Below are 18,254 nucleotides of genomic sequence, written 5' to 3'. Positions count from 1 at the left end.
CATGGCAATTCCTTCGATTTCCTCCTATCCGCTGCCGGCTGCCGACAGCCTGCCCGCCAACCGTGTGCAATGGCACGTCGAGCCAAGCCGCGCCGTGCTGCTGGTGCACGACATGCAGGACTACTTCCTGCGTTTCTACGATGCCGGCAGCCCGCTGCTGGCGACGCTGGTCGAGCACATCGCCCGGCTGCGCGCGTGGGCCGACGCGGCCGGCGTCCCGGTCGTCTACACGGCGCAGCCCACCGAGCAAAGTCCTGAAGAGCGCGCGCTGCTGAACGACATGTGGGGCCCCGGCCTGACGACGGCCGACCCGAGCCTGCAGCAGGTCACGGCGGCGCTGGCGCCGGCGCCGCACGACACGGTGCTGGTCAAGTGGCGCTACAGCGCGTTCCAGCGCTCCAACCTGCAGGAGCTGATGCGCGAGTGGGGCCGCGACCAGCTGGTCATCACGGGCGTCTACGCCCACATCGGCTGCATGACGACGGCGCTGGATGCCTTCATGCGCGACATCCAGCCTTTCATGGTGGCCGATGCGGTGGCCGACTTCTCCGAGCGCGAGCACCGCATGGCGCTGGACTACGTGGCGGGTCGCTGCGGCGCCGTCGTCCCGGCGGCGCAGGTGCTGGCGACGCGCGGCGCCGGCACGGCGGTCGATATCGAGTGGCTGCGCACGCGCCTGGCACCAGCGCTGGACGACCAGGGCTTCGGCGCGGACGAGAACCTGATGGACTATGGCCTCGATTCGCTGGAGGTGATGAACCTCGTCGCGGAGCTGGACAAGCTGGGCATCAAGGTCTCGTTCGAGGAACTGGCCGGCACGCCGACCCTGAACGCATGGTGGGCGCTGGTCGAGCGCAAGCAGGCCGCCTGAGGATCGCTGCCATGATGCTCGCAGACCAGAAGAACCTCGGCACGGCCAGCGCCACCCGGCCGCAGGCGCCGCCGGCCCTGCAGTTCGAAGGCCGCCAGGTGTGGGTCACGGGCGCCGGCCGCGGCATCGGCCACCAGATCGCGCTGGCGTTCCGCCAGCTGGGCGCGCGCGTGGTCGGCATCGACCGCGCCTTCGACCGCGAGGAAGCCGGCCCGGCCGGCAAGCGCTATCCCTTCAAGACCGTCTGCATGGACGTCACCGACCGAGCCCGCATCGCCGTCGTCTGCCAGGAGCTGCTGACGGAGATGCCGCGCATCGACGTACTGGTCAACGCGGCCGGCGTGCTGCGCCTCGGCACGCTCGATTCGACCACGGTGGAGGACTGGCAGGCCAGCTTCGACATCAATGTCAGCGGGGTGTTCTACCTGCTGCGCGAAGTGATGCCGCAGTTTCGCAAGCAGGGCGCCGGCTCGATCGTCAACGTGGCGTCGAACGCCGCGCGGGTGCCGCGCATGAACATGCTGGCCTATTGCGCGTCGAAGTCGGCGCTGGTCGGCATGAGCCACTGCGCCGCGCTGGAACTGGCGCAGTACGGCGTGCGCTGCAACGTGGTGTCGCCCGGCTCGACGGACACGCCGATGCTGCGCTCGATGCTGCCGGACGAGCAGGGCATGCGCCGCACCATCGAAGGGTTGCCGGAGCAGTTCAAGCTGGGCATCCCGCTGCGCAAGATCGCCACGGCGCGCGAGGTGGCCAACACGGTGCTGTTCCTCGCTTCCGACCTGGCCAGCCATATCACGATGCAGGAGGTGGTCGTGGATGGCGGCGCGACCCTGGCCGCTTGAGGTCTGGGGTCTGTCCCCGCGGGGACTGACCCCGAAGTTCAACAGGATGCAAGCAAAACTTCGGGGACAGTCCCCCTGCGGGGACAGTCCCCTGTACTTTCAACGATAGCGAGACACTCACGATGCACAATCCCACCCGCCACCTGCCGGCCCTGGCCATCCTGCTGCTGGCCGCCTGCAGCGAACCGCCGCCCGCCGCGCCGCCCGAAACGAAGCCCGCCGTGGCGGTCGTCACCGTGCGCCAGGAAGCGGTGCCGCTGCGCGCCGAACTGCCCGGCCGCGTCACCGCGCTGCGCGTGTCGGAAGTGCGGCCGCAGGTGGGCGGCGTGATCGTGCGCCGCCATTTCGAGGAAGGGTCGGACGTCAAGGCGGGCACGCTGCTGTACGAGATCGGCAGCGACAGCTATGCGGCGCGGCAGGAGCAGGCCGCGGCCGAGCTGGCGATCGAGCAGGCCGCGCTCGTGAACCTGCGCATCATCGCGGAGCGCTACCGCCGCCTGATCGAGAGCAAGACGGTCACGCAGCAGGACCACGACCTGGCCCAGGCCAACTACGAGCAGGGCCTGGCCCGCGTCAAGGCGCGCCAGGCGGCGCTGCGCACGGCCCAGATCGACCTGGCTCGCACGCAGATCCGCGCGCCCATCGCGGGCCGCATCGGTCGCGCCGCCGTCACCGAGGGCGCGCTGGTCGCCAGCGAACAGGTCGAACCGCTGGCGCGCATCCAGCAGGTCGACCCGATCCTCGTCGACGTCGTCCAGTCCAGCGGCCAGCTGACGCAATTGAAACGCCGCCTCGGCAGCGGTGCGCTGCAGCCGGGCAAGGCCGCCGTCACTCTATTGCTGGAGGACGGCCAGCCGTACCCGCATGCGGGAGTACTCAAATTCACCGAGATGAACGTGGACGGCGCCACCGGCTCCGTCACGCTGCGCGCCAGTTTCCCCAATCCGGATGGGCTCCTGATGCCGGGCATGTATGTGCGGGCCCGCGTCGAGCAGGGTGTCCAGCCAGATGCCGTGCGCCTGCCGCAACAGGCCGTGCGCCACAACGAACGCAATGAAGCGACGGCGCTGGTGGTGGGCCGCGACGGCAAGGTCGAGCAGCGCGTGCTGGACCTGATCGGCAGCGAAGCGGGCCTGTGGGCCGCCCGCGCCGGCCTGAAGGCCGGGGAGAAGGTCATCGTCGAAGGCGGCAACAAGGTGGCGCCGGGGACGGTTGTCAGCGCAACCGAATGGCAGGGCCGTCCGGCCGCGGCACGTGCCGCCACGCCGGCGGAGGGCTGACGTGCTGGCGCGCTTCTTTATCGAACGGCCCGTGCTGGCCTGGGTGCTGGCGGTCGTGCTGATGCTGGCCGGCGGCGTGGCGCTGTGGCGCATGCCGGTGGCGCAGTATCCGGACATCGCGCCGCCCGTCGTGCGCGTCGCCGCGATGTACCCGGGGGCTTCCGCCACCGTCGTCGAAAACGCCGTCACGCAGGTGCTGGAGCAGGAACTGAAGGGCGTCGAGGGACTGCTGTACTTCGACGCGGCCAGCAATTCCTCCGGCGAAGCGGAGCTGATGCTGACCTTCCGCCAGGGCCTGGACCCGGTGCTGGCCCAGTTGCAGGTGCAGAACAAGGTCAACCAGGTGGCCTACCGGCTGCCGCGCGCGGTGCAGCAGAACGGGCTGACGGTGAGCGCGCTGCAGAACAGCTTCCTGATGGTGGCCGTGTTCGCCGACCGCAGCGGACGGCTTAGCGATGCCGACCTGGCCGACTGGATGAGCGGCCAGGTGGTCGATGCCGTCAGCCGCGTGCCGGGCGTGGGCCAGGTGCGCAACTTCGGTGCGCCGTATGCCATGCGCATCTGGCTCGACCCGCACAAGCTGCACAGCTTCGGCCTGATGCCGGGCGACGTGATCGCCGCCATCGAGGCGCAAAATACCGAGGTGCCGGTGGGCGAACTGGGCGCGCGCCCGGCCGCGGCGGGCCAGCAGATCAACGTCAGCGTGACGGCGCTGTCGCGCCTGCGCACGCCGCAGCAGTTCCGTTCCCTCGTCGTCAAGACGGGTGCGGACGGCGCCGCCGTGCGCATCGAAGACGTGGCCCGCGTTGAAATCGGCTCCGAAAGCTACGGCAGCACGTCGCGGCTGGACGGCCGTCCCGCCTCCGGCTTTGCCGTGCTGCTGGCGCCCGGGGCGAACGCGCTGACGACGGCCGCCGGGGTGCGGGCGCGCATCGCCGCGCTGGCGTTGCCGCCCGGCGTCGAGGTTACCTATCCGGAAGACGCGACCCGCTTCGTCAAGCGCTCAATCGCCAAGGTCGCCATGACCCTGGCCGAGGCCGTCGTGCTGGTCGGCGCGGTGATGTTCCTGTTCCTGGGCGGCTGGCGCGCCACGCTGGTGCCGCTCGTGACCGTGCCCGTCGTGCTGCTGGGGACGTGCGCCGTGCTGGCCCTGTGCGGCTATTCCGTCAACACGCTGACCTTGTTCGGCATGGTGCTGGCCATCGGCCTGCTGGTGGACGACTCCATCGTCGTGGTGGAGAACGTCGAGCGCACGATGCACGAGGAAGGGCTGGATGCGCGCGCCGCCACGCTGGTGTCGATGCGCGGCATCAGCGGCGCGCTGGCCGGCATCGCGCTGGTGCTGGGCGCCGTGTTCGTGCCGATGGCGTTCTTCCCCGGTTCCGTTGGCGTCATCTACCGCCAGTTCGCCATCACCTTGGTGACGGCGATGGCGCTGTCGGTCCTGGTCGCCGTCGTGCTGACGCCGGTGCTGTGCGCCGGGCTGCTGCGCCCCGCCAGCCATGGCCATGCGCTGGCACGCCTGCAGCAGCGCCTGCAGGCGCGCTACGAGGGCGTGCTGGGCAAGCTGCTGGGACGTCCGCTGCGCTGGCTGCTGGTGTATGGCGCGCTGCTGGTCATCGCGGCCCATGCGTACACGCGCCTGCCGACGGCGTTCCTGCCGGAGGACGACCAGGGCACCGTGATGGTGCGCTTCGCGCTGCCGCCCGGCGCGCCGTACGAGCGCACCGCCGCGCTGGCGGCGCAGGTGGAACAGTACTTCCTGCGCGAGGAGAAGGCCAACGTCGACAATATCTACACGATCGCCGGCTTCGGCAACAACGGCGGCGGCCAGAATGCCGGCATGGCGTTCGTCGCGCTGAAGGAATGGGAAGAGCGCGGCGCGGGCGAGCATACGGCGCAGGCCATCGCCGCCCGCGCCACGCTGGCGCTGGGCCGGCTGGCCGACGCCCGCGTGTTTGCGATGGTGCCGCCGCCGATCGACGGCCTGGGGCAAGCGGGCGGGCTGGAATTCTGGCTGCAGGATGCGGCCGGGCTGGGCGCCGCCGCGCTCAATGGCGCCGCCGCGGCGCTTGCGGAACAGGCCGGCCAGTTGCCGGGCATGCTGTACGTGGACGCGGACGGCGGTACCGACGCGCCGCAGCTGCGCATCGACATCGACCAGGTGCGCGCCCGCACCCTGGGCCTCGCGCTGGACGACGTCAACCAGACCCTCGGCGCGGCCTGGGGCGGCAGCTACGTCAACGACTTCATCGACCGCGGCCGCATCCGCCGCGTGCTGGTGCAGGCCGACGCGCCGTATCGCGCGGCGCCGGAAGACCTGCAGCACTGGTTCGTGCGTGGCAGCGGCGCGGCGATGACGCCGCTGTCCGCGTTCGCCAGCACGCGCTGGGACGCCGGGCCGGGCCAGCTGCGCCGCTTCAACGGCATGCCGGCGATCCAGCTGTCCGCCGCGGCCGCGCCAGGGGCCAGTTCCGGTCCGCTGATGGACGGCGTCGAGCGCCTGGCCGCGGCGCAGCCGGGCATGGCGTTGTCCTGGAGCGGACTGTCATACCAGGACCGGCTGTCGTCCGGCCAGGCGCCGCTGCTGTACTGTGCCTCGGTGCTGTTCGTGTTCCTGTGCCTGGCGGCCTTGTACGGCAGTTGGTCGATCCCGTTCTCCGTGCTGCTGGCGATCCCGCTGGGCGTGCTGGGCGCCGTGGCCGGCGCGTGGCTGGGCGGCATGCAGCGCGACATCTTCTTCCAGGTGGGCGTGCTGACGACCGTCGGCCTGTCGGCCAAGAACGCCATCCTGATCGTCGAATTCGCCGAGCACGCGCGGCGTGCCGGCAGTACGGCGCTGGCCGCCGTGGCCCACGCCGCCGCGCAGCGCCTGCGCCCCATCGTCATGACGTCGCTGGCGTTCGGCGCCGGCATCGTGCCGCTGCTGCTGGCCAGCGGCCCCGGTGCCGCCGCGCAGCGCGCCATCGGCGCCAGCGTGCTGGGTGGCGTGCTGTCCGCCACCGTGCTGGGCGTGTTCCTCATCCCGCTGTGCTACCTGCTGGTCGCGCGCCTCGCGCCGGCGCGTCGCGCGGCCCCTCCCGTTTCCGTCATTCCCGCCTGAACCATGAACCTACTATTCCTGCTCCTCGGTACGGCCGGCTGCGCCGCGCTGTACCTGTCCCACCGCCACCAGGGCTGGCTGCGCCAGCCGCTGCCGCCCGTCGCCCGCCTGGCCGGGGTACTGCTGCTGGCCGCCGCGCTGGCCGCCGCGCTGGCCGCATGGACGCCGCTGACGGCCGTCTTTGCCTGGCTCGTGCTGGCGATGCTGGCCTGGGGCCTGCTGCCGTTTGCCGCGTTGCTGCGCCGGGGTGCCCCATGAGTGCCGACGTGAAGCGCGCGCCGATCCGGCCCGACTGGTGGAGCAAGACCTTTGCCGGCGCCGTGCTGGGCGTGACGTTGGCCTTCGCGCTGGCAGGCGTGTTCGCGTGGGTGGGGCCGGGTGGCATCGCCGCGCCGGACAAGTCGCAGTTCGTCATGTGGCTGATCGCGCCCCTGTGGCTGACCGTGTTCGGCTTCGTCTGGCTGTTCCGCAGCGGCGCGCAGGCGCTGCTGTGGCTGGGCGGCGCCAACCTGCTGGCCTGGGGCCTGCTGTTCTGGGTAAGGGGGTGACATGAAAATCCGCAGCGATATCCTGAGGGTGTACCAGGCCGTCCACACGTGGGGCGGCATCTGTGCCGGCATGCTGCTGTTCATCGGCTTCTTCGGCGGCGCGCTGACGATGTTCAAGGCGCCGCTGGAACGCTGGGTCAGCGCGCCGGTCGTGCCGGTGCAGGCGCTGGCGCCGGCCCAGGTGGACAAGGTGGTGGCGGGCGTGCTGGCGCAGTATCCGGCCGCGCGCGAGGAGTTCACGCTGCACGTGGCGCGGGACGAGCACACGCCGGCGCCCGTCAGCTGGCAGGCCGGCGAATCGGGCCACGAGGTCGATTTCGGCCTGGTGCGCTGGCAGGCCACGCTGGACGCGGACGGCCGGCTGGCGGTCACGCAGCAGCAGCCTTCGTTGCTGGCGGAGTTGATCGACATGCTGCACCGAACCGGCGGCATTCCCGGCACCCTGGGCGAGGAATACCTGGGCATCTACGTGATGGGCGTGGCGGGCCTGCTGTACTTCCTGGCACTGGTCTCGGGCGTGATCCTGCTCCTGCCCACCCTGGTCAAGGACTTCTTTGCACTGCGGCCCGGCAAGAACCGCAAGCGCTTCTGGCTCGATGCCCACAACATCCTGGGGATCACCAGCCTGCCGTTCCATATCGTCATCAGCATCACGGTGGTCGTGTTCGCGTTCCACGACCAGTTCTACGACGGCCTGCGCGGCATCGTCTACCGTGACCAGCCGATGTTCTCGCCGCCCGCCATCGGCGCCACGCCGCGCGACGCGACGAAGCTGCTGCCGGCCAGCGAGCTGGTACGCCGCGTGCAGCAGCAGGCGCCCGGCTTCGAGGTGACGGAACTGCTGTACATGGGTGTGGAGTCGCCGCGTCCCATCGTGCGCGCCGCCGTGGCCAGCCCGCGCCACCTGGTGCAGGCCGCCGAAACGGGGTTCGTCATTGTCCAGCCTTACTCGGGCGCGATCCTCAGCACCAGCATGCTGCCGGGCCAGGGCAACACGTGGAGCGCGCTGGTCGCGCCATTCTTCGCGCTGCACTTCGGCAGCTACGGCGGCATGACGGTGCGCTGGCTGTACTTCGCCTTCGGCCTGGCCGGCGCCGCGCTGTTCTACACCGGGAACCTGCTGTGGATCGAGAAGCGCCGCAAGAACCAGCTGAAGAACGGTCCACTGCCGGCGCAGCCGCGCCGTACCTTGCACATCGCGGCCGCCACGGTGGGCGTCTGCCTGGGCAGTGTGGCCGGCATCGGCGCCTGCCTGGTGGCGGCCAAGTGGTTGCACGCGTTCGGTGCGCATGCCAACAGCGCCTACCTGACGGTGTACTACACGGTGTTCCTGGCCTGCGTGGCCTGGGCCTTCGTGCGCGGCGCCGCGCGTGCCGGCAGCGAGCTGCTGGGGGCCTGTGCGCTGGCCGCGGCGGCGATTCCGGCCACCAGCCTGGCCGCCGCGTTCATGCCGGCCCTGGGCATGTGGACTCACACAAGCCCCGCGACCTTGGGCGTCGATGGTACGGCCCTGTTGCTGGCGGCGGCATTCGCCTGGGCCGCGACGCGGGCGGCGCGCCGGGCCCGCAACGGCGCGGCCGACAGCGTCTGGTCGGCGGCCGCCGCACCGGCCGTCGTCGCGCCGGAACCGGCACGGCAGGTGGGCACGTGAACACGCTGCACCTGCTGGACCGGCCCGACCTGGGCAGCGCCGCGTGGTGGCAGGATGTCGCGGCCGTTGGCACGCCGCTGCGCCGCACGCGTGCCGACGGCGACGTCGAGCTGGCGTTCCTGTGGCGGGGCGACGACTGCGCGGCCGTCTGCATCGACGTCTACTCGCACACGCCGCATCCTGTCGCGCAGCGCACGCAGCTCGAACGCATCGGCACGACGGACGCGTGGCTATGGCGCACCGCCTTGCCGGCGGACTGGCGCGGCAGCTATTTCCTGCTGCCGTTGCGGCCCGGCCAGGAGGCACCCGCCGAGCGCCCGGCCATTCGCCGCTGGTGGATCGACCTGATGGAACGGCAGGGCAGTGCCGACCCGTTCAACCCGTTGCCGGCGCATGGCACCGGCTGGGGCGTGCCGCTGTCGCCGCTGCTGCTGGCGCAGGCGCCGGTGCACGAAGGCTGGCGCACGGCGCCCGATGCGGACGGCTTGACGGTGCGGCGCTGGCACAGCGGCCGGCTGGACACGGCGCGTGACGTGTGGTGCCTGCGCACCGGCCCGAACGACGTCGCGCCCGCGCTGGTACTGCTGCTGGACGGGCAATACTGGGCGCGCCAGATGCCCATCGCCGGCGCGCTGCGCCGGCTGACCGGGGAGGGCGTGCTGCCGCCGGCCATCTACGTGCTGGTGGATGCCGTCAGCCCGGCATTGCGCGGCAAGGAACTGCCGTGCAACGAGGACTTCTGGCTGGCGCTGCGCGACGAACTGCTGCCGCAGGTCTATCCGTATCCGCTCGAGCCGCGCCGTACCGTGGTCGCGGGCCAGAGCTACGGCGGCCTTTCCGCGCTGTACGCGGGGCTGCGCTGGCCGGACTGCTTCGGCTGCGTGCTGAGCCAGTCCGGCTCGTTCTGGTGGCCCGACCCGGACCGGACCGAAGGCGACGGCTGGCTGGCCGCGCAGGTGCGGGCCGGCCTGGGGCGCGGTACGCCGATCCGCGCCGTGCTGGAAGCTGGCTGCTACGAAACCGAGATGACGGGCGTGAACCGCGCCATGGCCGCCGCGCTGGAAGACGAAGGACACACGGTGCGGTATCGCGAAGTGCGCGGCGGGCACGACTGGATCTGCTGGCGCGACGGGCTGCTGGACGGCCTCGCGCGGCTACTCAACGACACAACGATACAACAGGAATAAGACTCATGAGCCAAGACTATGTGAACCCGTTCGACGACGAACAATACCGTTTCTCCGTGCTGCGCAACGACCAAGGCCAGTACAGCCTGTGGCCCGAATTCGCCGAGCTGCCGGCCGGCTGGGAAAGCCGTTTCGGCCCGGCCGCGCGCGCCGAGTGCGTCGAGTATGTCGAGCGGCACTGGCAGGCGATCAATCCGTTCGCCCGCGGCGTCGCCGGCAACGCGTGAGGCAGCCGATGAACGACATCAGCAATCTCGACATCCTGCCGTTGAACGGCACCCAGCAAGGCATCTGGCTGGCCGACCAGGTCGCAGGTGGCGATGCCAGCGGCTACGTGATCGCCCATTGCGTGGAACTGCGCGGTGCCGTGGACGAAGCGCTGCTGGCCCAGGCCATCCGCACGGGCCTGGCCGGCGCCGACACCGTGATGGCGCGCTACTACGCCACTGGCGGCGGCGCGGTACAGGAAGTGCCCCGGTTCGCCACGCCGGACGACGTGCCGCCGCCCGAATGCCACGACTGGCGCGGTGCCCCTGACGGCAGGGCGCGCGCCCTGGCGCGGATGCAGGCCGATGCCACCACCGGGCTGGCCATCGACGGCGGCGCGCCACTGTGCCGCCATGTGCTGTACCGCGTCGACGATGCCGGCACGCCGGTGCTGCTGTGGTACCAGCGCTATCACCACATCATGCTGGACGGCTTCAGCTTCGTCGCGCTGACGCGCCATATCGCCGCCCTCTACACGGCATTGGCGCGGCAGGCGCCGCTGCCGGCCGTCCCCTTCACGGGCGTGGCGGGAGCGGTGGCGGAGTACGAGGCCTACCAGGCATCGGAAGCCTGCGCCGCCGACCGTGCGTTCTGGCTGCAATACGCCGAAGCGCTGCCGCCCGCCACGACGCTGGCGCCGCAGGCCGGCGGCGACGGCGTCGGCATCGTCGTGCACACGCTGGCCCTGCCGGACACGCTGGCGCAGGCCGTGCGGGGCGTCGCGCAGGATGCGCGTGCCACCGCGCAGCGCCTGGCCGTGGCCGACCTGCTGCATGGCGCGCTGGCCGGCTACCTGGTGCGCATGACGGGCCAGGCCGGCCAGAGCATCGGCGTGCCGTTCATGCGGCGCATGGGCAGTGCCGCCGTGGCCACCCTGGCGCCGCTCGTCAACGTGCTGCCGGTTGCCGTGACGGTAGGGGCGGGCGACGGCTGGTTTGCCGCGGCCGCCGCGTTCCGTTCCGCCTTGAAGGCCGTGCGGCCGCACCAGCGTTACGAGGCCGAGCAGATCGCCCGCGACGCCGGCATCGTCGGCACGGGCCGGCGGCTGTATGGTGCGCTGATCAACTACAAGATGTTCGACTACCGCCTCGATCTCGCGGGCACGCCGGGCCTGACGCATCACCTGGCGACTGGACCCGTGGACGACCTGGAGTTCTCGCTGCAGGTGGATGGCGCCGGCATCGTGCTGGAACTGCGCGCGGCGGGCCAGCGCTACACGGTGGACGACCTGGCGGCCCATGCGCAGCGCATCGTCCACCTGCTGGACGCGTGGTGCGTGCAGCCCGGCACGCCGCTGGCGCAGGTAGCACTACTGCCCGCTGTGCAGCAGGCGGCGCTGGCGGCGTGGTCGCACGGTGCGACCGTTGCCGCCGACCCGGCGCTGCGCACGATCGCCGACTTGCTGACCGTGCAGGCGCGCACGCAGCCCGACGCGCCGGCGCTGGTCTGCGGCACCACCCGGCTCACGTTCGGCCAACTGGCTGCGCGCGTGGCGCAGCTGGCGCGCCTGCTGCGTTCGTACGGCGCGGCGCACGGGCGCGTCGTCGCGGTAGCGCTGCCCCGTTCCGCCGATTCCGTCGTGGCCATGCTGGCCGTGCTGGAGTCGGGCGCCACGTTCCTGCCGCTGGACCTGGACTACCCGGCCGACCGCATCGCCATGATGTGCGAGGACACGCAACCCGTGCTGGCGCTGCGCGGCGCGGCGGAGGTGGCGCTGCCGGCCGGGCTGGCCTGCCTGCGCCTCGATGCGCCCGGCGTGCGGGCCGACCTGGCCGGGCTGGCGGCGCACCCGCTGGCCGACGCCGAGCGCGACGCGGTCCAAGGTGATGCGATCGCCTACGTCATCTTCACTTCCGGCAGCACCGGCCGGCCGAAAGGCGTGATGAACACCCATGCGGCGCTGCTGAACCTGATCGGTTCGCACCGCGGCACCATCTACGAACCCGCGCGCGCGGCCGTGCGGGCCAGGCATCCCGGCCGGCCGCTGCGCGCCGCGCACACCCATTCGTTCTCGTTCGACTCGTCGTGGCTGCAGCTGTTCTGGCTGTTGCTGGGCGAGGAGCTGCACGTCGTCGACGAGGAGCTGCGCCGCGATGCCCATGCGCTGGCGCGCTACGTCGACAGCGCGGCCATCGACGCGATGGACCTGCCGCCGTCGTTCCTGGCCCAGCTGCTGAACAACGGCCTGTTGGCGCCCGGCACGCACCAGCCCACCTTGATCCTGATCGGTGGCGAGGCCGCGCCGGCCGCGCTGTGGCAGCAGTTGCGGGCCTACCCGGACCTGCAGGCGCACAACCTGTACGGTCCCACCGAGTACACGGTCGACACGCTGCGCGCGCCGATCCAGGATACCCAGCGCCCCGTGGTCGGCCGGCCGATCGGCAATACCCGCGTGTACGTGCTGGACGCGCGCCTGCAGCAGGTGCCGCCCGGTGCGCTCGGCGAGCTGTACGTGGCCGGCGCCGGCCTGGCGCTGGGCTACCTGGCCCGGGCCGACCTGTCCGCCGCGCGCTTTGTCGCCAACCCGTTCGGCGCATCCGGCGAACGCATGTACCGCACGGGCGACCTGGTGCGCTGGAACGGCGCCGGCCAGCTGGAATTCGTCGGCCGCTGCGACGACCAGGTCAAAGTGCGCGGCTACCGCGTCGAACTGGGCGAGGTGGAGAATGCGCTGTCGCTGCTGCCGGGCGTGGAAAGCGTGATCGTGCTGGCGCAGCCCGTCAATGGCAGCCACCGGCTGGTGGCGTATTGCGCGGTGCCTGGCGTGGCCCCCGAGGCGGCGTCCGCCCGGGGCCGCGAACTGCTGGCCCAGCTGGCGCAGGCGCTGCCGGACTACATGGTACCGGCCCTGCTGCTGGTGCTGGACGCTTTCCCGCGCAACGTCAGCGGCAAGATCGACCGCAAGCGCCTGCCGGCGCCGGAGTCGATCGTCATGGCTGGCGACAGCGCGGCCCCGGCCGCCGGCAGTGCCGCCGCACTGATATGCGATGCGATGGCCACGGTCCTGAAGCTGCCGCGCGCGGGCGCGGACGACGACTTCTTCGCACTGGGCGGCGACAGCATTTCCGCCATCATGCTGTGCGGCGAGCTGCGCAAGGCAGGGCGGCAGTTGCGGCCTTCCGCCGTGTTCGCGCTGCGCACGCCGCGGGCGATGGCGGACGCGCTGACGGCCCTGGACGGCGCCGTGACCGCATGGCGGTTGGCGGATGTGGACGCGGCCGTGCTGGCGAGCCGCCACGGTACGTTCGCGGCTGCCGCACCCGTGCTGCCGCTGCAGCAGGGCATGCTGTTCCATACCCGCCTGGCCGGCGGCGCGGGCGCGCAAAGCTACAGCGCCTTTACGCGCATCCCGTTCCATGGTGCGCTCGATCCGGCCCGGCTGCGCCGCGCGCTGGATGCGCTGCTGGATCGCTACCCGCAACTGGGCGGCCTGTTCGACACGGAGACCGTGGCGCAGCCCGTGTTCCTGCTGCCCCGCGCCGGCACCGTGCAGTGGCCATGGCGCGAGGATGACCTGGCCGCGCTGGACCCGGCGGCACGCACCCACCGCATCGCCGCCATCGAGACGGACCTGCTGGCGCGCTCCTGTCATACCGACTGCTTCGGCGGCATGCTGGCGGCGGGGTTGATGCGCACGGGGCAGGGCGAACACGTGCTGCTGCTGGCGATCCACCACCTCGTCATCGACGGCTGGTCGACACCGCTGCTGCTGCGCGACCTGCTGGCGGCCTACGAGAGCCAGGCGGCGCTGGCGCCGCTGGCGGTCGACTATCCGGCCGTCGTGGCGGCGCTGGCGGCGCGCGACCACGGCGCCGCCGCGGCTGCGTGGCGCAGCGCGCTCGATGGCGCGCAGCCGACCGTGCTGTTCGGCGAGCCGGCCGGCATCGTCACGGAAAGCATGGCGGCATTGACGGTCGAGGAAAGCACGCAACTGGCCGCGCGCCTGCGCGCGGCCAGCATCACGCTGAACGTGCTGATGCAGGCCATCTGGGGCATCGTGATCGGCACCTTGGCCGGACGCGAGGACGTGGTCTTCGGCACGCCGGTAGCGGGCCGCAGCGCGCCCGTGGACGGCATCGGCGAGCAGGTCGGGCTGTTCCTGAACACGGTGCCGGTGCGCGTGCGCCTGGATGCGCACGCGCCACTGTGGCCGCAACTGGCGGCTTTGCAGGCCCGCCACGCCGAACTGCAGGAGCATGACGGGCTGGGACTGGCCGAGATCCAGCGCGCGGCCGGCGGCGCGACGTTGTTCGACACGCTGCTGGTGGTGGAGAACTATCCCGACAACAGCTACCTGGCACGGGCCTTGACGGGCACGGACGGCCAGCCGCTGCGGGCCGGCGAGGTGCACAACCGCGGCTACAGCCACTATCCGCTGGCGCTGCTGGTGCTGCCGGGCGCAGCGATCGCGCTGCTGGTGGAGAACCGCGGCGCGATCGCCGATGCCGAAGCACTGGCCGCGCGCGTGCTGCAACTGCTGCGCACCGCGCTGGCGACACCGGAGCTGCCGCTGGCGCGTTATCCGCTGCTCACCGCAAACGAGACGCGCCTGCTGGAAGGCGTCAACGCCACCGCGCACCCGCTGCCGCCGGCCACGCTGCGCAGCGCGCTGGCGGCGCAGGCGGAACGTACCCCGCGCGCGCCGGCATTGTGCGACGCCGACCATGCGCTCGACTACGGCCAACTGCGCCAGCAGGTCAAGGTGCTGGCGGGCCGCCTGGCCGACCTGGGCGTGGGGCCGGGCGACGTCGTCGCCGTCGCGCTGCCGCGCTCCGTGCGGCTGACGATCGCACTGCACGCGGTGATCGAGGCAGGCGCGGCCTACCTGCCGCTGGAACTGGGCTATCCGGACGAGCGGCTGGGCTACATGCTGGCGGACGCGGCGCCGCGCCTGCTGGTCGCGAGCGGCACCGAGCAGCCGCGCTTTGCCGCGCTGGCGGCAGGCGCGCCGCTGCTGGCCTTCGACGAGCTGGCGCCGCCGGGCGCCTGCGGCCGCGAGCTGGAACCGGCCTTGAGCCCCGACCATCCGGCCTACCTGATCTACACGTCCGGCACGACCGGGCGGCCGAAGGGCGCGCTGGTGTCGCACCGGGCGATCGTCAATCGCATCGCCTGGATGCAGCACCAGTACGCGCTGGGACCGCACGACGTGGTGCTGCAAAAGACGCCGTGCGGCTTCGACGTCTCCGTGTGGGAGTTCTTCTGGCCGCTGCTGACGGGCGCCAGCCTGGCGATGGCGGCACCGGACGCGCACAAGGACCCGGCCACGCTGCTGGAGACGGTGGAAGCCTTCGGCGCCACCTGCATGCACTTCGTGCCGTCCATGCTGGCGACGTTTACCCGCCACCTGGCCACGCTGGACGGACGCCGCGCCGCCTCGCTGCGGCTGGTGTTCTGCAGCGGCGAGGCGCTGACCAAGGCGCAGGCCGGCGACTTCGCCCGGCTGCACCGGGCCCAGTTGCACAACCTGTACGGCCCGACCGAGGCGGCCGTCGACGTGACGTACATGCCGGCCGCCGGACTCGATCCGCGTGGCGGCAGCTCGGTGCCGATCGGCCGCCCGGTCTGGAACACGCGCCTGCGCGTGCTGGACCGCTGGCTGCGGCCGGTGCCGCCCGGCGCCGTCGGCGAACTGTACCTGTGCGGCGTGCAGCTGGCACTGGGCTACCTGGGCAAGCCCGGGCTGACGGCGGGGCGCTTCGTGGCCGACCCGTATGGCGATGGGGAGCGGATGTACCGCACCGGCGACGTGGTGCGCTGGCTGGACGACGGCAACGTGGAATACCTGGGCCGGGCCGACGACCAGGTCAAGCTGCGCGGCCAGCGCATCGAACTGGGCGAGATCGAAAGCGTGCTGACGGCGCTGCCGGAGGTGGCGCAGGCCGCCGTCGGCGCGGTGTCGCTGGGACAGGGCGGCGGCACTGGGACTCGCACTGTCGACGACCGCCAGCTGGTCGCGTGGCTGGTGCCGGCTGCCGGTGCCACACTGCCGGACGACAGTGCGCTGCGCGACACGCTGGCGGCGCGCCTGCCGGCGCACATGGTGCCGGTGGCGTTCGTGCCGCTGGAGCGCCTGCCGCTGTCCGCCAACGGCAAGCTCGATCGGCGCGCGCTGCCGCTGCCGGCCCGGCCGGAAAGCGAGCGCCGGGCGCCCGCGCGCGGCCTGGAAAGCCGGCTGGCCGAAGTCTTCGCCAGCGTGCTGGGACTGCCGGCCGTGTATGCCGACGACGACTTCTTCGCCATCGGCGGCCACTCGCTGCTGGCGATGCGCCTGGCCAGCGAGATCCGCCGGGAGCTGGAACGGCCCGTGTCGGTGGGCCAGATCATGACGGCGCCGACGGTGGCGCGGCTCGCCGCGCGCCTGAACGACGACGGCATGCGCAACGACTTCGGCGGCGACGGTTTCGATCCCGTCATCCACCTGCGCGCGGGCAGCGGCACGCCGCTGTTCTGCTTCTACCCGGGCTCCGGCTTCGCGTGGCAGTACAGCGTGCTGGCGCGCTACCTGGACGAAGGCATCCCCATCGTCGGCCTGCAGTCGCCCCGGCCGCATGGCCTGATCGCCACCAGCCCCGACATGGAAACGCTGGTGGAACGCCAGCTGGCCATCGTGCGCGGCGAACAGGCGCTGGGGCCGTACCGCCTGCTCGGCTACTCGCTGGGCGGCACGGTGGCGTATGCGGTGGCCGCCCGCCTGCGTGCGCAGGGCGAGGAGGTCAGCTTCCTGGGCCTGCTGGATACGTATCCGGCCGAGGTGCACGACTGGAACGACCCGCAGGGCGCGGAAGCGGCGATGGGAGCCGAACGCGAACAGCAGCAGTTGCTGCAGGATGCTGCCGGCGACGCGGGGGCCGCGGCCGAGCGCGACGCACTGCTGGCGCAGATCTTCGCCAACTATGGCGACGCGGTGCGGCTGCTGTCGCGCACCCGCACGCCGGACTATGACGGCGACCTGACCGTGTTCGTGGCCGAGCAGTCGCTGCCCCCGTACATCGAACCGGAACGCGACTGGCGCCGCCATGTGGACTCGCTGCGGGTCCACCGGCTGGCCCAGGCGTCGCACGAGAACATCCTGTCGCCGCAGTCGCTGGAAATCCTCGGGCCGCTGCTGAACGGGGCCATTGGCCCACACAAAGGAAAAGCATGAAACGAAAGCTGTTTGCCGACTTCGGCCTGTTGCGGCGCAATGCCGCGTTTCGCAGCGTGTTCATCGCGCGCACCATCTCGCTGCTGGGCCTGGGCATGCTGTCGGTCGCCGTGCCGATGCAGATCCATGCGCTGACGGGCGATCCGCTCAAGGTGGGCACGGCCATGGCCGTCGAGGGGGCCGGCATGTTCATCGGCCTGTTGCTGGGGGGCGTGCTGGCGGATCGCTGGGATCGCCGGCGCCTGATCCTGGCCGCCCGCTTCATCTGCGGGCTGGGCTTCGTCGGCCTGGCCGCCAACGCGTGGCTGCCCACGCCCTCGCTGCTGGCGATCTACATCCTGGCGGCGTGGGACGGCTTCTTCGGCGCGCTGGGCGTGACGGCCTTGATGGCCTGCATGCCCGCCATCGTGGGTCGCGAGAATTTGATGCAGGCGCGCGCCATCAGCATGGTGACGATGCGCCTGGCCACCGTGATCTCGCCCGCCGTGGGCGGCGCGCTGATCGCGCTGGCCGGCGTCGGCTGGTGCTACCTGATCGCCGCCATCGGCACCGGGCTGACCTTGCTGCCGCTGCTCGGATTGCCCAGGATGCTACCGCAGGGCGGCGAGGACGAGCATCCGCTGCGCGCGCTGGCGCAAGGCTTGCGCTTCCTCGTCACCAATGCCGTCGTCGCGGGAACGGCGGTGGCCGGCACCATCGTCACGCTGGCCACCGCCGTGCGCGTGCTGTTCCCGGCGCTGGCCGAGGCCGAGCACGGCCCCGCCGCGGCGGCGCTGGCGGCCGGCCTGATGTATTCGGCCGTGCCGCTGGGCGCCACGCTGGGGGCACTGGTGAGCGGCTGGACGGAGCACCTGCAACGGCCCGGTCGCGCCATGCTGCTGGCGGGCGTGGGTGCCTGCACGTGCGTCATGCTGCTGGGGCTTTCGCCCGGCCTGCCGGTGTCGCTGGCCCTGCTGGTGGCGTTCGGCTACCTGGTGTCGGTGGCCTCGCTGCTGCAGTACGCGCTGGTGCAGGGCCACACGCCGGACCATTACCTGGGCCGCGTCAACGGGCTGTGGACGGCGCAGGAGGCTGGCGGCGACGCGCTGGGCAGCGTGGGCATCGGCATGGTGGGCAAGTTCGCCTCGGCGCTGTCCGGCGTGTTCCTGTTCGGCGCGACGGCCGCGGCGCTGGGCGTGTTGATGCTGATCGGGTGCCGGCGCCTGCGCGAGGCGCCGTTGCATAGTCCCGAGCTGGCGGCGGAGCAGGCTGCGGCTTAGCGAAAGGCGGCCGGCACCGCTGGCAGCCGATCGGCGAGGGTCAGTCCCCGCATGGGGACTGACCCTGAAGTGGCTGCCGGGCTCCGGCGCGGGGGC

11 protein-coding genes are annotated in these 18,254 nt (G+C 71.8%); all 11 read left to right on the top strand.

Annotation, left to right across the window (positions count from 1 at the left end; genetic code table 11):
* Window position 1 precedes the first annotated feature (1 nt).
* A complete protein-coding gene (locus PX653_RS09455; RefSeq protein WP_277417639.1) occupies window positions 2-871 on the top strand; it encodes an isochorismatase in 870 nt (289 codons plus the stop codon).
* A gap of 11 nt (window positions 872-882) precedes the next feature.
* On the top strand, window positions 883-1,716 hold the full coding sequence (gene dhbA, locus PX653_RS09450; RefSeq protein WP_277417638.1) for a 2,3-dihydro-2,3-dihydroxybenzoate dehydrogenase: 834 nt from the start codon (window positions 883-885) through the stop codon (window positions 1,714-1,716).
* Window positions 1,717-1,838: 122 nt separating this feature from the next.
* Window positions 1,839-2,996: an efflux RND transporter periplasmic adaptor subunit gene (locus PX653_RS09445; protein ID WP_277417637.1), complete on the top strand. Its 1,158-nt coding sequence runs from the start codon at window positions 1,839-1,841 to the stop codon at window positions 2,994-2,996.
* A gap of 1 nt (window position 2,997) precedes the next feature.
* Entirely contained in the window at window positions 2,998-6,099 is a 3,102-nt protein-coding gene (locus tag PX653_RS09440) for a multidrug efflux RND transporter permease subunit (protein WP_277417636.1), read from the top strand.
* A gap of 3 nt (window positions 6,100-6,102) precedes the next feature.
* Entirely contained in the window at window positions 6,103-6,357 is a 255-nt protein-coding gene (locus PX653_RS09435; RefSeq protein ID WP_277417635.1) for a hypothetical protein, read from the top strand.
* Window positions 6,354-6,647, top strand: coding sequence for a hypothetical protein (locus PX653_RS09430; RefSeq protein ID WP_277417634.1), 294 nt, complete (start codon window positions 6,354-6,356; stop codon window positions 6,645-6,647). The genes PX653_RS09435 and PX653_RS09430 overlap by 4 nt, the downstream gene beginning before the upstream one ends.
* Window position 6,648: 1 nt before the next feature.
* The gene (locus tag PX653_RS09425; RefSeq protein WP_277417633.1) at window positions 6,649-8,298 is read left to right on the top strand and encodes a PepSY-associated TM helix domain-containing protein; all 1,650 of its coding nucleotides are present in this window, start codon (window positions 6,649-6,651) and stop codon (window positions 8,296-8,298) included.
* Window positions 8,295-9,485: an enterochelin esterase gene (gene fes / locus PX653_RS09420; RefSeq protein WP_277417632.1), complete on the top strand. Its 1,191-nt coding sequence runs from the start codon at window positions 8,295-8,297 to the stop codon at window positions 9,483-9,485. The genes PX653_RS09425 and fes overlap by 4 nt, the downstream gene beginning before the upstream one ends.
* A gap of 5 nt (window positions 9,486-9,490) precedes the next feature.
* On the top strand, window positions 9,491-9,712 hold the full coding sequence (locus PX653_RS09415; protein ID WP_277417631.1) for an MbtH family protein: 222 nt from the start codon (window positions 9,491-9,493) through the stop codon (window positions 9,710-9,712).
* Between the two features lie 8 nt (window positions 9,713-9,720).
* Complete coding sequence (locus tag PX653_RS09410) at window positions 9,721-16,899, top strand: non-ribosomal peptide synthetase (protein WP_277417630.1); 7,179 nt, start codon at window positions 9,721-9,723, stop codon at window positions 16,897-16,899.
* Window positions 16,896-18,158: an enterobactin transporter EntS gene (gene entS / locus PX653_RS09405; protein WP_277417629.1), complete on the top strand. Its 1,263-nt coding sequence runs from the start codon at window positions 16,896-16,898 to the stop codon at window positions 18,156-18,158. Before PX653_RS09410 ends, entS begins: the two co-directional genes overlap by 4 nt.
* Window positions 18,159-18,254: the final 96 nt, after the last annotated feature.

This window comes from Pseudoduganella chitinolytica (genome assembly GCF_029028125.1).
Taxonomy (GTDB): Bacteria; Pseudomonadota; Gammaproteobacteria; order Burkholderiales; family Burkholderiaceae_D; genus Rugamonas; species Rugamonas chitinolytica.
The sequence above is the reverse complement of the archived record's forward strand: the minus strand, read 5'-3'. Positions and strand labels throughout refer to the sequence as shown.

Coding starts and splice junctions, on each gene's coding strand:
- entS (WP_277417629.1), top strand. CDS start 16,896: ATGAAACGAAAGCTGTTTGCCGACTTCGGCCTGTTGCGGCGCAATGCC.
- PX653_RS09415 (WP_277417631.1), top strand. CDS start 9,491: ATGAGCCAAGACTATGTGAACCCGTTCGACGACGAACAATACCGTTTC.
- PX653_RS09410 (WP_277417630.1), top strand. CDS start 9,721: ATGAACGACATCAGCAATCTCGACATCCTGCCGTTGAACGGCACCCAG.
- PX653_RS09425 (WP_277417633.1), top strand. CDS start 6,649: ATGAAAATCCGCAGCGATATCCTGAGGGTGTACCAGGCCGTCCACACG.
- dhbA (WP_277417638.1), top strand. CDS start 883: ATGATGCTCGCAGACCAGAAGAACCTCGGCACGGCCAGCGCCACCCGG.
- PX653_RS09445 (WP_277417637.1), top strand. CDS start 1,839: ATGCACAATCCCACCCGCCACCTGCCGGCCCTGGCCATCCTGCTGCTG.
- PX653_RS09430 (WP_277417634.1), top strand. CDS start 6,354: ATGAGTGCCGACGTGAAGCGCGCGCCGATCCGGCCCGACTGGTGGAGC.
- PX653_RS09455 (WP_277417639.1), top strand. CDS start 2: ATGGCAATTCCTTCGATTTCCTCCTATCCGCTGCCGGCTGCCGACAGC.
- PX653_RS09435 (WP_277417635.1), top strand. CDS start 6,103: ATGAACCTACTATTCCTGCTCCTCGGTACGGCCGGCTGCGCCGCGCTG.